This window comes from Mesorhizobium sp. CO1-1-8 (genome assembly GCF_020164875.1).
In the GTDB taxonomy this organism is placed as follows: domain Bacteria; phylum Pseudomonadota; class Alphaproteobacteria; order Rhizobiales; family Rhizobiaceae; genus Mesorhizobium.
Map to the genome: position 1 here is coordinate 32,617 of NZ_JAIUGZ010000020.1, position 14,997 is coordinate 47,613.

14 protein-coding genes are annotated in these 14,997 nt (G+C 62.6%); 6 read left to right on the forward strand and 8 right to left on the reverse strand.

Translation table 11 applies throughout. The features are described from left to right. Positions 1 to 4: 4 nt before the first annotated feature. Both LB558_RS28690 and LB558_RS28695 read right to left on the reverse strand, forming a co-directional pair. Positions 5 to 445, reverse strand: coding sequence for a hypothetical protein (locus LB558_RS28690; protein WP_224700615.1), 441 nt, complete (start codon positions 443 to 445; stop codon positions 5 to 7). Beyond that, the gene (locus LB558_RS28695; protein ID WP_127290628.1) at positions 445 to 1,698 is read right to left on the reverse strand and encodes a sarcosine oxidase subunit beta; all 1,254 of its coding nucleotides are present in this window, start codon (positions 1,696 to 1,698) and stop codon (positions 445 to 447) included. Before LB558_RS28695 ends, LB558_RS28690 begins: the two co-directional genes overlap by 1 nt. Before the next feature lie 259 nt (positions 1,699 to 1,957). Between LB558_RS28695 and LB558_RS28700 the strand changes: the two genes are divergently transcribed. Continuing rightward, positions 1,958 to 2,716, forward strand: coding sequence for an SDR family oxidoreductase (locus LB558_RS28700; RefSeq protein ID WP_224700616.1), 759 nt, complete (start codon positions 1,958 to 1,960; stop codon positions 2,714 to 2,716). Positions 2,717 to 2,792: 76 nt separating this feature from the next. Here LB558_RS28700 and LB558_RS28705 read toward each other — a convergent pair whose 3' ends face one another. Then, a complete protein-coding gene (locus LB558_RS28705) occupies positions 2,793 to 4,058 on the reverse strand; it encodes a hypothetical protein (protein ID WP_224700617.1) in 1,266 nt (421 codons plus the stop codon). A 356-nt stretch (positions 4,059 to 4,414) separates the two neighbouring features. Between LB558_RS28705 and rpsU the strand changes: the two genes are divergently transcribed. The 5 genes from rpsU (at position 4,415) to LB558_RS28730 (ending at position 8,564) form a co-directional block, all read left to right on the forward strand. Further along, the gene (gene rpsU / locus LB558_RS28710) at positions 4,415 to 4,693 is read left to right on the forward strand and encodes a 30S ribosomal protein S21 (RefSeq protein ID WP_023671138.1); all 279 of its coding nucleotides are present in this window, start codon (positions 4,415 to 4,417) and stop codon (positions 4,691 to 4,693) included. Positions 4,694 to 4,817: 124 nt separating this feature from the next. Next, entirely contained in the window at positions 4,818 to 5,660 is an 843-nt protein-coding gene (locus LB558_RS28715; protein WP_027037653.1) for a tetratricopeptide repeat protein, read from the forward strand. Between the two features lie 209 nt (positions 5,661 to 5,869). Beyond that, a complete protein-coding gene (locus LB558_RS28720) occupies positions 5,870 to 6,346 on the forward strand; it encodes a DUF992 domain-containing protein (RefSeq protein WP_224700618.1) in 477 nt (158 codons plus the stop codon). 91 nt (positions 6,347 to 6,437) lie between these two features. Then, positions 6,438 to 6,917: a DUF992 domain-containing protein gene (locus LB558_RS28725; protein ID WP_224700619.1), complete on the forward strand. Its 480-nt coding sequence runs from the start codon at positions 6,438 to 6,440 to the stop codon at positions 6,915 to 6,917. Positions 6,918 to 7,127: 210 nt separating this feature from the next. Next, the gene (locus tag LB558_RS28730) at positions 7,128 to 8,564 is read left to right on the forward strand and encodes an MFS transporter (protein ID WP_224700620.1); all 1,437 of its coding nucleotides are present in this window, start codon (positions 7,128 to 7,130) and stop codon (positions 8,562 to 8,564) included. An 11-nt stretch (positions 8,565 to 8,575) separates the two neighbouring features. Here LB558_RS28730 and LB558_RS28735 read toward each other — a convergent pair whose 3' ends face one another. The 5 genes from LB558_RS28735 to LB558_RS28755 form a co-directional block, all read right to left on the reverse strand. Next, positions 8,576 to 9,268: a response regulator transcription factor gene (locus LB558_RS28735; protein WP_224700621.1), complete on the reverse strand. Its 693-nt coding sequence runs from the start codon at positions 9,266 to 9,268 to the stop codon at positions 8,576 to 8,578. Further along, the gene (locus LB558_RS28740; protein ID WP_224700622.1) at positions 9,231 to 11,993 is read right to left on the reverse strand and encodes a sensor histidine kinase; all 2,763 of its coding nucleotides are present in this window, start codon (positions 11,991 to 11,993) and stop codon (positions 9,231 to 9,233) included. The genes LB558_RS28735 and LB558_RS28740 overlap by 38 nt, the downstream gene beginning before the upstream one ends. A 54-nt stretch (positions 11,994 to 12,047) precedes the next feature. Continuing rightward, the gene (gene kdpC / locus LB558_RS28745) at positions 12,048 to 12,614 is read right to left on the reverse strand and encodes a potassium-transporting ATPase subunit KdpC (RefSeq protein WP_224700623.1); all 567 of its coding nucleotides are present in this window, start codon (positions 12,612 to 12,614) and stop codon (positions 12,048 to 12,050) included. Positions 12,615 to 12,688: 74 nt separating this feature from the next. Further along, the gene (kdpB, locus tag LB558_RS28750; RefSeq protein ID WP_224700624.1) at positions 12,689 to 14,782 is read right to left on the reverse strand and encodes a potassium-transporting ATPase subunit KdpB; all 2,094 of its coding nucleotides are present in this window, start codon (positions 14,780 to 14,782) and stop codon (positions 12,689 to 12,691) included. Then, positions 14,779 to 14,994: a hypothetical protein gene (locus LB558_RS28755; RefSeq protein ID WP_224700625.1), complete on the reverse strand. Its 216-nt coding sequence runs from the start codon at positions 14,992 to 14,994 to the stop codon at positions 14,779 to 14,781. The genes kdpB and LB558_RS28755 overlap by 4 nt, the downstream gene beginning before the upstream one ends. Positions 14,995 to 14,997: the final 3 nt, after the last annotated feature.

Sequence of the window (14,997 nt, forward strand, 5' to 3'; positions counted from 1 at the left end):
GTTCCTACAATTCGCCGTGGCCGACGCGGGCGCCCGCCGGTTGATCGCAAAGCTTCTGTCCCAAGGTCGCGAACGGAGCGACGAGCCGGATGCGTTCTTCCACACTTGCAGCCGGACGGAACAGATCGCGGGACGCCATGTTGCCGAGAGTGAGCTGCATCGGATCGGTGGTGACGATGACTTGACGCGGCTGGAATGTCTCGTCCTGGTCGAGCCCTTCGTGACGTCCCTCGAAGAACATCACCACCCTCTGGCCACCGCTCCAGACGCAGGCCAGCGTGCCGTCGTCGACCGAAAACGGCCAAGCGGTTTCGTTGCCGGTGCGGCTGATCGGCTGCGTGCGCACTTCGTCCGCCGACGGAAAATGGAACAAGCCCCGTTCCCCCGCCAGCACTTGTTCCCCCGCCAGCATCAGCGGCATCGCGACAGCCATCTCAACCATCATCAGTGCGCCACCGCCGCCGCCGCCGCCTCGTCGATGAGCCGGCCGGTGCGGAAGCGCTCGATGGTGAAAGGCGCGTTGATCGGATGCGGATCGTCTTTCGCGATGGTGTGAGCAAAGACATGGCCCGAGCCCGGCGTCGCCTTGAAGCCGCCCGTGCCCCAGCCGCAATTGACATAGAGGCCGGGCACCGGCGTCTTGGCCAGGATCGGCGAGCGGTCGGGCGTGACATCGACGATGCCGCCCCACGAGCGCAGCATCTTCATGCGCGTGAAGATCGGGAACATCTCGCAGATGGCGTCCAGCGTATGCTGCAATATGTGCAGGCCGCCGGTCTGCGAATAGGAGACATACTGGTCGGTGCCGGCGCCGATCACCAGTTCGCCCTTGTCGGACTGCGAGATATAGGCGTGCACCGTGTTCGACATCACCACGCAGGGCACCACCGGCTTGACCGGTTCCGACACCAGCGCCTGCAGCGGATAGCTTTCCAGCGGCATGCGCACGCCGGCCATGTTCATGATGACCGAGGAATGGCCGGCGGCAACGACGCCGACTTTCTTGGCGCCAATGAACCCGCGCGTCGTGTCGACGCCCATGACCGCGCCATTGGCGGCCCGCTTGACGCCGGTGACTTCGCAATTCTGGATGATGTGGACGCCGCGCGCCGAAGCGCCGCGCGCATAGCCCCAGGCAACCGCATCATGACGGGCCGTGCCGCCGCGCCGCTGCAGCGCCGCACCGACCACCGGATAGCGCGCGTCCTTGGAGGTGTTGAGCGGCGGGCAGAATTCCTTCGCCTGCTCCGGCGTCAGCCACTCATTGTCGATGCCGTTCAGCCGGTTGGCGTGGACGTGGCGCTTCAGCACCTGGACGTCGTGCACGTTGTGCGCGAGCATCATGACGCCGCGCGCCGAATACATGACGTTGTAGTTGAGCTCCTGGCTGAGCCCATCCCACAGCTTCAGCGCATGGTCGTAGATGCCGGCACTCTCGTCATAGAGATAGTTGGAGCGGATGATGGTGGTGTTGCGGCCGGTGTTGCCGCCGCCGAGCCAGCCCTTTTCCAGCACCGCGACATTGGTTATGCCGTGCACCGTGGCGAGGTAATAGGCTGTGGCCAGGCCATGGCCGCCGGCGCCGACGATGATGACGTCGTATTCTTTCCTGGGCTCAGGCGAGGACCACTGCTCCTCCCAGCCCTTGTGGCCGCGCATGGCTTCACGGGCGATGGCGAATACCGAATATTTCTTCAACGTCCCAACCTCGCCCCAAAAAGGCTTCGCGAATGGCGGCCGGCGTTCATTCGGTCCCGGCGCGCGAGGTGTATCACTAGCGAAACAGCGCTTCCACCCTTGCGCTGTTTGCGACGGCGCTTGCCGTTTTGCGCCGCGACGAAAAAGACGCATCCGGCGCTTCCTCACATTAGCACGTATCGGGTGGCTCGCCTTGCCTCGATCTGCGACCAAGCATCCCAACTGCCGCTAAAGCCGGCGCGAAGAAAAGGATGCAAAAATGTTCGCACTCGCCAACAAGGTCGCCATCGTCACCGGCGCCAGTTCCGGCATCGGCCGCGCCACCGCGAAACTGTTCGCTGAGGAAGGCGCCAAGGTCATCCTCGCCGCCCGCCGTCAGGCCGAGCTCGATGCGCTTGTCGCCGAGATCGCTGACGCCGATGGCACGGCGGTCGCTCTTGCCGGCGATGTCAGGGACGAAGCCTACGCAAAGGCCCTTGTCGATCTGGCGGTCGAAAGGTTCGATGGGCTCGACATCGCCTTTAACAATGCCGGCGCCGTCGGCCGGATGGGGCCGATTTCGGACCTGTCGCTGGAAGGCTGGCGCGAGACGCTCGACACCAATCTCACCAGCGCGTTTCTCGGCGCCAAATACCAGGTGCCGGCCATGGTCGAGCGTGGCGGCGGTTCGCTGATCTTCACCTCCACTTTCGTCGGCCACACCATCGGCATGCCCGGCATGACCAGCTATGCCGCAAGCAAGGCAGGCCTGATCGGGCTGACGCAGGTGCTTGCCGCCGAATATGGGCCGAAAGGCGTTCGCGTCAACGCGCTGCTGCCCGGCGGCACCGACACGCCGGCGGCAACCTTCAAGACTCCGGAATCACGGGCTTTCGTCGAAGGCCTGCATGCTTTGAAGCGTGTCGCGATGCCGGAGGAGATCGCCCGCTCGGCACTCTATCTCGCCTCCGACGCCTCGAGCTTCACCACCGGAGCCGCTCTGTTTGCCGATGGCGGCGTGTCAATCAACCGGACGTGAAGAATTCAAGCCCGGGCGAATGAATTTTTGCTTGAAATCTCAGTCTCCAAGGATGCCGGAGCCAAATTCCATCTCGCTATTTTTGCCGCGACCTAACCACCAGAGAGGCCATGAAAACCACAGCAAAAAATATAGCCGTAAATATAAGCCAGTAAAGTCGCACAATGTTCTGCGGCCACATCTGAGACATCGGCTCAGAGCTCGAATAGACGAAATCTACCGTCTGAAACACTATCGACACTATAGTAAGCAGCGTAATGAACGTCAGCAAAATCTGGATGATACCTTCATATTCCGACGTCCTTTCGTCATATCGTCTTGAGACAGACGACTTGACGTCCTCGATGTAGCCGGACGTCGCGCCGACAAGCTCATCCCCCTTCCACCCATTCCAAAGCGATTGATAGAGGTTGCGCTCCTCTGCCCATTCGCAGACCGAAATGCTGTCGGCCTCATAGGTCAGCGCGCGGATCAGGTCACTTTGCCTGTCGATTTCCTTGATGGTCTTGGCAAGATCGCTGGCCTTGGCTTCCACGGCGATCAAGCTCAAGAACCGTTGCTGCACCCCATCACGAAGGTCACGGATGAGGTTCCAGTGGTAATTTACATGGAAAACCATCTCCTTGAAAATCTTGTACGCGTCGTCCGGATCATCGGTTATGAGCCCGAAGATCGAATAGCCCGATATCACCCGTGAATTTTTCCCACTGGCGTATTCTATGTCGATGAATTGCTGATCGTCCTTTACCTTGTAGTGCTTCCCTGCATCGACGAGGCAATCCGCGGATTGCCCCTCCGGGAAGATCGCGAAGAACTCCGCATAGCTGCCGCACAGGGAGATTTTCGAAACTTGCGCGTTTCCCAGTGAAAACCCAGCAAAATGGGCTATTTTGTCAAGCGCCGATTGATCCAGCATAGGTATCCCAGCAGGAATCTTACCTTCACTAAAGAATCCCGGAAACACCTCTTGGTATCGATCGATGATACTATCTAATGTCTTGGCGTCGCACCCGTGAAGTTCCACTTTCGTAAAAATATTGTACAGGAATACGCCATTATCCCTGGATTCATATTCTATTTTACTTACTATTGACTCAATTTTGTGAACAGAAGAAAGTTTATACCGTATTAATTCCTGAACGTTTCCATTTTCTGATTTTACCACAAAGTATTTATTCTTCCTTGTGGCAATCCGTCCCACGGCTATCTCCCTGAGATATGCCCCCTCAGGAAGTGCTTCATTCTCCAGCCTCGCAATTTTCTGCTGCCTGAGCGTGTTGTTCGTCGACGAAATCTCATGTCCAAAAAACATCGGCACTGACGTGCAAAATTCAACCTTCAAATCGGCCCCCTCTTCGGATCATCCTCCAACGCCAGGAGGCTGCCCGAGTAATCCCACCCCAAACGCCGCAAGCTTGATTTTAAATGAACCGATGAGCAAGCATTTTCCCGCCTTGATAACTAATTAAACAGCAGCCGCTACCGCGAGATACGGGATTTCCGCCAACGCTGCCGGGACGCGCTGGGCCAGCCGCCGACGTCTCGGGCATCAATACCTTTTGCCCAGAGCGATTCCGCTGTGGACAGCGCGGCATGATTCTGCTATCAGCCGCCACAATTCGTGGTGTAAACCGCCGCGGAGGCTAGTGGCTATGACCGCTTGCCTGTTGATATCAAACCCGAAAGACAGGATTGCCCGTGCAGGTACTCGTCCGCGACAATAACGTTGATCAGGCGCTTCGCGCTCTCAAGAAGAAGATGCAGCGCGAAGGCATTTTCCGCGAAATGAAGATGCGCGGTCACTACGAGAAGCCGTCCGAGAAGCGCGCCCGTGAGAAGGCTGAAGCCGTCCGCCGCGCCCGCAAGCTGGCCCGCAAGCGCGCCCAGCGCGAAGGCTTGCTGCCGATGACGCCGCGCCCAGTTGCTGCTGGCGCCGCCGGTGGCCCAGGTGGCGCTCCGCGTCCGCCGCGGTTCTAACGCCAATTTTTCGTCCTTTTCGAAGGATATCAGAGGTGGCGCGATGCGGAATCGCCGCCACCTTTTTGTTTTGATGTGACCGGTCCGGAGGGGGAACCGGACTTGAAGTGAGGACAGGGCAGACATGAACGCAACGAGCGTGGAGCGCGGAACCGCATTGCGTGGTTTCGCCCTGACAGCAGCCCTGCTCTCCGGACTGGCGCTTGCCGGCTGCCAAACGGCGGGCCCGACCGGTGAATTCAACAACATCGACAAGGCGCAAGGGTCGAGCGAGAACATTTCCTCGCTGTCGGGGGTCATCCAGCGCAATCCCCAGGATCCCGAAGGCTACAATGTGCGCGGTTCGGCCTATGGCCGTGGTGGTCAGTACCAGGCGGCGCTCAAGGATTTCAATCAAGCCATCCAGCTCAATCCGAATTTCTTCCAGGCCTATTCGAATCGCGCGCTCATCCAGCGCTTCCTCGGCAACCAGGAAGCCGCGCTGGCCGACTACAACCGTTCGATCCAGATCAATTCAAACTATGACGCCGCCTATATCGGCCGCGGCAATCTCTACCGGAAGGCGGGTCGCACCCAAGACGCCTTCAACGACTTTCAGAAGGCGATCCAGCTCGATACGACCGACGCGCGCGCCTACCACAATCGAGGCCTGATCTATCAGAGCCAGGGCCAGCACAAATTCGCCATCGAGGATTTCTCGACCGCCATCTCGCTGGCGCCGGACGCCGCCGAGCCCTACAACGGCCGCGGCCTCTCCTACCTGGCGACCAACGACGAGGACAACGCCTTCTCCGATTTCAACATGGCGATCAAGCTCGACGGCAGGAATGCCGAGGCCTGGTCCAACCAGGCGCTGATCTACGAGCGGCGCGGCGACAAGGCCAAGGCGGCGAAATCCTATAAGGAAGCCGTTCGGCTTGATCCGACCTACCAGCCGGCCAAGGATGGCCTCGCCCGCGTCAGCTGATCTCGGTCTCGGCAGGCGCTCCCCGTAAAAATCCGCGTGACATGCAAGCGTCGCGGGATCCTTTGCGTGTCCGAAAGGACGCACTCCGCAACCGCGCATTAACCCCGGCAGGAGGCTTTCGGCCCCTGCCTTGATCGCGCCAAGTTTTCGGCGGAACGGTCTTGCCTCCCAAGCCGTTATCGAAAAGCAATTTGCGAAAGGACCCTCCCATGTTCAAGAAACTCGCCTGCGCCGTTGCCCTCGCCACGACGATGTTCGCGGTGGCTCCGGCCAGCGCCGGCAAGCTGCAACTCGGCACGCTCGATTGCACTATCGACGGCGGCACCGCCTACATCGTCGCCTCCAACAAGGGCGTGTCCTGTGTCTTCCGGCCTCATCATCACGGGCCGTCCGAGGTTTACACAGGCGTCATCTCCAAGATCGGCCTCGATGTCGGCCAGACGCATCAGGGCCAGCTCGTCTGGGCCGTGCTGGCTGCGACCCGGGACAGTGACGGAGGCGATCTCGCCGGCAGCTACTACGGTGTCAACGCCGAGGCGAGCGTGGTGACCGGCGGCGGCGCCAACCTGCTGGTTGGCGGCCTGGACAGCGCCTTCATGCTGGAGCCGCTCAGCGTCCAGGCGCAGACCGGCGTCAACCTTGCCGTGGCAGTGACCTCGCTCCAGCTGATCCATTCATTCAAGTGATTGCATGGAGCCATGCGCTCCATGCCCCCTCACTCCGCGGCGCGGAACCAGATAGGATGGTTCCGCGCCGTTGATTTTTGAGGGGACCTTCATGCTGAAGACAGCCATCGCTGCCGCCATGTTCACCACGCTCTCCGGAGCCGTGCAGGCGCAGGACCGAGGCGTAGAACTCGGTACGCTTGACTGTGCCATTGGCGGCGGCACCGGCTTCATCTTCGGCTCGAGCAAGGATCTGAGCTGCACCTTCAACCCCGCCGACAAAAGCTTCGCGCCGGAAGCCTATTTCGGCGCCGTCAACAAATACGGCTTCGACATCGGCACGACGAAGCAGACGGTCATGCAGTGGATCGTGCTGACGCCGCTGAAGAACATCTATGCGCCGGGTGCGCTGGCCGGCGACTACATCGGCGCCAGCGCGGAGGTGACGGCCGCCGTCGGCGCCGGCGCCAATCTGCTGGTCGGCGGCTCCTCTCAGGCGTTCACCTTGCAGCCGCTCAGCTTGCAGACGCAGACCGGCATGAACCTCGCGATCGGCGTCAGCCAGTTCCAGCTGCGCAGCACCGAGAACTGATCGCGCAACCAACCCGGCAATCGGAAAGGCTGCCGCGCGAACGGTCCTCGAAAAACCGCTTGAGCTCAACCCCGGTTGAGGTTTTACAAGCCTGCCCCGAGCGCAACGACGCCTCGATCCGGCGCTGTCGATTCGCATGGTCCTGCCGGAAACCCGTACTGGCTTCTGGTGTCCTGCGCTGGCGTCGAGATATGCAAGACAGGGGTGGAAATGACCGAGATCAACACAAACAGGGTCGACTGGCGCGTATTGTGGGCAAGCGGCGACCTGGCGCGCTTCTGCTTCATCAGCCTCGGCATTCTGCTGCACGCCACCAATGAAACGATGGTGGCAACGGTGATGCCGGCCATGGTTGGCGAACTGGCGGGCGTACAGCTCGTCGGCTGGTCGCTGGCGATCTACGAACTCGGCGCCATCGTTGCCGGCGCGGCCGCCGGACGATCGGTGAGTTATGTCCCCTTGCGCACCAACATGGTGGTCGCCGCGCTGCTCTACGCAGCAGGCGCGCTGATCTGCGCCACCTCGCCTTCCATGCAACTGTTCCTCGCCGGCCGCTTGATCGAAGGGCTTGGCGGCGGTGCGCTGGTGTCGCTGGCCTTCGTCTCGGTCGAACGACTGTTCTCGCGCGCTATCTGGCCGCAGCTTTTCGGCATCATGTCGGCGATCTGGGGCGTCGCCGCCTTCAGCGGACCATTGCTCGGCGCGATCATGACCGAGCTTTTGTCGTGGCGCTGGGCCTTCGGCATCTTCACCCTTGGCGGCACCGGTATGGCGCTGGCAAGCTTCATCGTGCTCGACACGCCGGAGGCGACGAAACCCAGGACGACCACAGGCAAGGCGCCGCCCTTCCCGTTCGCAGCCCTTGGCTGCCTTGCCGTGGCCGTGGTGCTGATCGCCTCGGCCGGCGTCGACATCGCCTTGCTGCGCTCCTCGCTGCTGATGGCCCTCGGCCTCATCGGCCTGGTGCTGTTCTTCACCATCGACGCGCTGAAGCCGCGTTCGCGGCTGTTCCCGGCACGGCTGTTCTCATGGCGCACGCCGGTCGGCGCAGGCATGACCATGGTTGCCGCTTTTTCGGTGGCGACTTGTTCCTTCGGCGTCTACGGGCCGCTGCTGCTGACCAACCTGCACGACATTCCGCTGCTGACCACCGGCTACATCATCGCCGCCGAGTCGATCGCCTGGTCGATCCTGTCGATCCTCGTCGCCAACGCGCCGCCGCAGCGCGAGCGGCTGATCATCATCGGCGGCGCGGTGATGATCGCGGCCGGCATCGCCGGCTTTGCCTACACGATACCCCTGGGCTCCATCCCGCTCATCCTGATCTGCGCCCTGTTGCAAGGCGGCGGCTTCGGCATCGCCTGGCCCTTCCTGACGCGTGTCATCGTCGCCTCCGCCCCGGAGGGCGAGCAGACCATCGCCTCGGCGGCGGTGCCGACCATGCAACGCATCGGCTATGCCGTGGGCGCCGCACTGGCCGGCATCGTCGCCAATGCCAGCGGCTTTTCGCAAGGTTTGAACCACGACGCGGCGGCGAATGTCGCTTCCTGGCTGTTTCTTGCCTTCGTACCGCTCGGCATTGTCGGCTGCCTGGCGGCCTTGCGGGTTTCCAGACCGTTTGGTCGGCAGTTGGAAGCGATCGGCTAATTCCAACCCGCTCACTCGACCTCGCGCAGGCGGTAGCCGACGCCGGTCTCGGTGGTGATGTAGCGCGGCTGGTCGGGGCTCTTCTCGATCTTCTGCCTGAGCTGCCGCACATAGACCCTGAGATACTGCACGTCGGTCGAGTCGCCCCAGACCTGCTTCAACAGGAAATGATGGGTCAGCACCTTGCCGGCGTGCTGCACCAGCATGCGCAGGATGTCGTATTCCTTCGGCGAGAGCTTTACCTCCTTGCCCTCGACCTTGACGAGGCGCTTGACCAGATCGACGCTAAGATCGCCGGTCTGGAAAACCGGCTTCTCGCCCTGCTGCTGGAACTTGTGGCGGAGCGCCACCCGAATGCGGGCGACCAGCTCGTTCATGCCGAAGGGTTTGGTGACATAGTCGTCGGCGCCGAGTTCCAGGGCCTGGACGATACCGGCCTCGTCGGTCCGGCTGGACAGGATGACGACCGGAATGTCGAGACCGTCGTCGCGCCATTTGCGCAGCAGCTCATGGCCGCTCATGCCGGGCAGGCCAAGGTCGAGCAGGACGAGGTCCGGCTTCTCCGCCTCCATCAGCTCGATCGCCACCCCAGCGTTCGGCGCCTCGCTGATCGCATAGCCCTGGCTGCCGAGCCCGACGCGCAGCAGCTTGCGGATCGGCGGCTCGTCATCGACGACCAGTATCCTGACGTTCGAGTTTGTCATGCCAGTCACCCACATCGTCCGTGTTCGAAGCGTCGAAATTGGGCGGATTTGCCGGCTCGCGCATTTTGATGGTGAAGACCGCACCCGAACGATCGGTCCGGTTTGCCGCCATGATCGTGCCACCCATCGCCTCGATGAAGCCGCGGCAGATCGACAGGCCGAGCCCGGTGCCGGCGCGGATCTGGTCGCGCTTGCGCACCCGGTAGAACGTGTCGAAAATCCGCTCCAGATCGCCGGGAGGAATGCCTGGACCTTCATCCATGATCTGCAGCAGGACCGAGCCATTGTCGGTCCAGCCCTGCACGCGGATCGTCGAGCCTGCCGGGGCATATTTCGCCGCATTGTCGAGAAGATTGAACAGCGCCTGCTCGAACAGCACCGGGTCGACCTTCAACATCGGCAGATCCCCGGGGATGTCCGTCTCGATCTTGTGCCCGCCAATGATTTTCCTGGCCCTTTGCAGGGCGGAGCCGACGATGTCGCCGACATAGTGAAAGGCGTAGTTCGGCTCCATCGCGCCGGACTCGATCTTGGTCATGTCGAGCAGATTGGCGATGAAGCGGTTCAGCCGCTCGGATTCGTCGAGCACCGTCGACAGCAGTTCGGCCCGATCCAGTTCGGGAAGCGCGGCTGAAAAATCCCGCAGCGTCCCGGCCGCGCCCATGACGGCGGCGAGCGGCGTCTTCAGATCATGGGAAATTGAGGTGAGCAGCGCCGAGCGCAGCCTGTCCGCCTCGGCCGCGAGCTTGGCGCGGTCGACGTCGGCGACCAGTTGGATACGCTCGATGGCGACCGCCGCCTGGTCGGCCAGTGCGTCAAGCAGCCGCTGCTGCTCGGGCGTCAGCAGCGGTCCTTGCTTGTCGTTGTCGAGGCCGACGACACCGATCGCCGTGCGCCCGGTCCGCAAGGGCAGATAGAGGCGCTTGGCGCCGGGAAGCGTGTCGGCGCCGCGACCCGCGGCACGATTGTGCTCCCAGGCCCAGCGGGCGGCGGCGATGTCGGCTTCGGCCAGAGTGTCGTCCGGCGGATAGCCGGCCTTGACGGTGATCGTCCCGTCTTCCGGCAATAGCAGCACCACGCGCAGCTTCAGCATCGAAGCGATCTGAAAGGCGGTAGCCCAGAGAACGTCGTCCAGCGTCCCGGCACCAGCGAGCTTCTTCGAAAAAAGGTAGATGTCCTCGGTCGCCCGCGCCCGCGAGCGGGCGGCAACCGCCTGGCGCTGCACGCGCGCCGTCAGATTGCTGGCAATGACCGCAACGACGAGAAAGACGCCAAGGGCGACGATGCTCTCCGGATCCCTGATCGTCAGCGTATAGCGGGGCTCCAGGAAGAAATAATTGAAAGCAAGGGCGCTGACGAAACAGGCATACAGAGCCGGCCACAGGCCGCCGGTCACCGCCGATGCCAGCACCCCGATGAGAAGAATGATCGCCAGATTGCGGACATCGAGGAACTGGTCGAGAAGGACGGCGAAGGCGAGCGAGCCGATCACAAAGGCCGTGGCCTTGAGATAGGGCCAGATCTCGAACTGCCACTGCTCGTCCGCCGCCTTGACGCTCCGCGACGCCGTCTCGGTGCCGCGCTCGCTTCCCGAAATGACATGGACGCTGATGTCACCGGCGTTGCGGATGAGATCGTAGGTGAGCGAGCCTTCGATCAATTCGCGCCAGCGCGACCGGGTCGGCCTGCCGACCACGATATGGGTGAAATTGTTCGCCGTCGCGTACCGCACGATGTCCTGCGCCACATTCTGACCCGGAATGGTCGTCACCTCGGCGCCAAGCTGTTGGGCAAGGCGCAGGTTCGTCGCCAGCCGGTCCTTGTCGTCTTCGGGCATGCTGGCCGAACGAGTGCTGTCGACGTGCAGCGCCGTCCACGGAGCACGCAGCCGGTCGGCCAGCCTGCGCGCATAGCGCACGCGGGCCGCTCCTCCCGGACGCGCGTCGAGGCAGACGAGAACCCTTTCGCCTGCCGCCCACGGTCCGGGAATGGCGTGCGCCTGCATATGGATGAGCAACTGGTCGTCGACACGCTGTGCGGTGCGGCGCAGCGCCAGTTCCCTGAGCGCTGTCAGATTGCCCGGCGAGAAATAGTTCTCGATCGCGCGCTGCGCGGTGTTCGGGAAATAGACCTTGCCTTCCTCGAGCCGCTTGATCAGGTCGTCGGGGGTGAGATCGATGATCTCGACATCGTCGGCCTGGTCGATGACAGAATCGGGAACCGTCTCGCGGACCCTGACCTTGGTGATCTGGGCGACGACGTCGTTCAGGCTTTCGACATGCTGGATGTTGAGCGTCGTATAGACGTCGATGCCGTGCGTCAGGATTTCCTGGACGTCCAGATAGCGCTTGGGATGGCGGCTGCCGGGCGCATTGGTGTGGGCGAGTTCGTCGACAAGAACCAGCGCCGGGCGCCGGGCGAGGATGGCGTCGATATCCATCTCGTCGAGGATGCGCCCCTTGTAGTCGACCTTGCGGCGGGGAATGAGCTCATAGCCCTCGACCAGGGCCAGCGTCTCCTTGCGGCCATGCGTTTCGACGACGCCGATCACCACGTCGACGCCATCGGCCAGCCTGGCGCGGCCCGACATCAGCATCTCGTAGGTCTTGCCGACGCCGGGTGCCGCGCCGAGGAAAATCCTCAGCCGGCCGCGCCCCTCCCGCCCTGCATGGTCAAGCAGTGCGTCGGGTGAGGGTCTGGCGTCGCTGCTTCTGTCGTCAGGCATCGGGATGGATCATGGATGGCGCCGGGGGTACTGTCGATCCCCGGCCCGCACCATTCACTGTTTCGCGGCGTCCAGCGCAAGGTTGAGGCCAAGCACGTTGACCATAGGGTCGCCCATGAAGCCGAGCTCCCTGCCCTCGACCTGGCTGTCGACAAGCGCCTTGACCTTGGCTTCGTCGATGCCCCTGGCCTTGGCCACCCTGGCGACCTGGAAGTAGGCGGCTTCCGGGCCGATGTCGGGATCGAGGCCGCTGCCGGACGTCGTCACCAGATCCATCGGCACGGGCTGGTTCGGGTTTTCCGCTTTCAACTTCTCGGCGTCGCCCTTGATACGATCGATCAGCTTGGGATTGGTCGGACCGAGATTGCTGCCGCTCGACGCCGCCGCATTGTAGCCGTCGCCGGCAGCCGAGGGGCGGCCGTGGAAATACTTGTCGCTGGCAAACTCCTGGCCGATCAGTTCGGAGCCAATGATCTTGCCGTCCTTCTCGACCAGGCTGCCATTGGCCTGGCGAGGGAACAGCGCCTGGGCGATGCCGGTCATGCCCAAGGGATAGATCAGGCCGGTCAGGACTGTGAAGAAGACGATCATGATGATCGCGGGTCTTATCTGGGTAAGCATGGAGATGTTCCTCAAAGCAATTCCAGAAAAAGTGTGAAGCGGTTTTCCGTCCGGAACTGCGTTAAAATAAAGAGTTAAGCGAGGCCAAGCCCGGTGACGATCATGTCGATCGCCTTGATGCCGACGAAAGGCACGATGAGACCGCCGAGGCCGTAGACAAGCAGGTTGCGGCTGAGAAGCGCGCCGGCGCCGATAGCCCTGTATTTGACGCCCTTCAGCGACAGTGGGATCAGCGCGATGATGATCAGCGCGTTGAAGATGATGGCCGACAGGATGGCACTCTGCGGCGTCGCCAGATGCATGACGTTGAGTGCCTGCAGCGGGCCGGTCGTCTGCCCCGGTGCGACGTAGAAGACGGCGAACATCGCCGGGATGATGGCGAAATACTTGGCCACGTCGTTGGCGATCGAGAAGGTCGTCAGCGAGCCCCGCGTCATCAACAGCGCCTTGCCGATCTCGACGATCTCGATGAGCTTGGTCGGATCGCTGTCGAGATCGATCATGTTGCCGGCCTCGCGGGCGGCGACCGTGCCGGTGTTCATGGCGACGCCGACATCGGCTTGCGCGAGGGCTGGCGCATCGTTGGTGCCGTCGCCGCACATGGCGACCAGCTTGCCCTTGGCCTGTTCGTCGCGGATCAGCTTCAGCTTGTCCTCCGGTGTGGCCTGCGCGAGGAAGTCGTCGACGCCGGCTTCCGCAGCGATGGCTGCCGCCGTCATCGGATTGTCGCCGGTGATCATCACCGTGCGGATGCCCATGCGGCGCAGTTCGGTGAAGCGCTCCCTGATGCCGCCCTTGACGATATCCTTGAGGTGGATGACGCCGAGCAGGCGGCCGTCGCGTTCGACCGCCAGCGGCGTGCCGCCGGACTTGGCGATCTCGTCGGCGATGGCCTGAAGATCGCGGATGGATTCGCTGCTTGGTCGCGTGCCATGGGCGGCGGCCGCCGACTGGTTGACAGGGGCAAGCACGGAATCGACGGCGCCCTTGCGCACCGACGAACCATCGATGTCGACGCCGCTCATACGGGTTTGCGCGGTGAAGGGCACGAAAGTGGCGTGCAGCGTTGCCATGTCGCGGGCGCGGATGGCGTATTTCTCCTTGGCCAGAACGACGATCGAGCGGCCTTCCGGCGTTTCGTCGGCGAGCGAGGCAAGCTGGGCCGCGTCGGCCAGTTCCTGCTCGGTGACACCCTTGACCGGGCGAAACTGCGTCGCCTGGCGGTTGCCCAGCGTGATCGTGCCGGTCTTGTCGAGCAGCAGCGTGTCGACGTCGCCCGCGGCTTCCACGGCGCGACCCGACATGGCCAGTACGTTGAATCGCACCAGACGGTCCATGCCGGCGATGCCGATGGCCGAAAGCAGCGCGCCGATCGTGGTCGGGATCAAGGTGACGAACAGCGCCACCAGAACGGTCACCGAGATATAGCCGCCCGAATAGGAAGCAAAACTCGGGATCGTCGCGGTGGCCAGCACGAAGATCAGCGTCATGCCGACGAGCAGGATGTTGAGCGCGATCTCGTTCGGCGTCTTCTGACGCTCCGCACCTTCGACCAGCGAGATCATGCGGTCGAGGAAGGTGTGGCCGGAGGCGGCCGTGATGCGCACGCGGATCCAGTCGGACAGCACCTGCGTGCCGCCGGTGACCGCCGAACGATCGCCGCCGGATTCGCGGATCACCGGCGCGGATTCGCCCGTTATCGCCGCCTCGTTGACCGAAGCGACGCCTTCGATCACTTCGCCGTCGGACGGGATGATGTCGCCGGCCTCGACCAGCACGGCATCGCCGACCTTGAGGCTGGTGCCGGGCACGAGTTTGTATTTGGTGCGGTCTTCACCGGTCAAAAGCTTGGCCTGGGTCTCGGTGCGTGCCTTGCGCAGCGAATCCGCCTGCGCCTTGCCGCGGCCTTCGGCGACCGCTTCGGCGAAGTTGGCGAACAGCACGGTGAACCACAGCCAGATGATGATCTGCAGCGTGAAGCCGAGATTGCCGCCGCCGGTGACCAGATCCTTGATGAACAGCACCGTGGTGAGCGCCGAGACGACGGCAACGACGAACATAACCGGGTTCCTGGCCAGCGTGAGCGGATCGAGCTTGCGGAAGGCGCCGCCAATGGCGGGAAGCAGGATGCTGGCATCCATGATGCTGGCTGATTTCGAGTGGCTCATTTTGAAGCTCCGGCTTCGGTGTTGTTGGACGGCACCGGATGATTGGATGCCGAAAGGAAATGCGGCGGCCCGCAGGCCAGCAGCCAGAGGACGAGCATGACTGCCGCAAGGCCGAGAAACGTCGACAGGGTCGGGAAAGGAGGAGGTCTCTCCTCCTTTCCGTGATTGTCCCTGTGGCTGATCTTGTGACGCATGGCGTTGAACCAGGACATGAC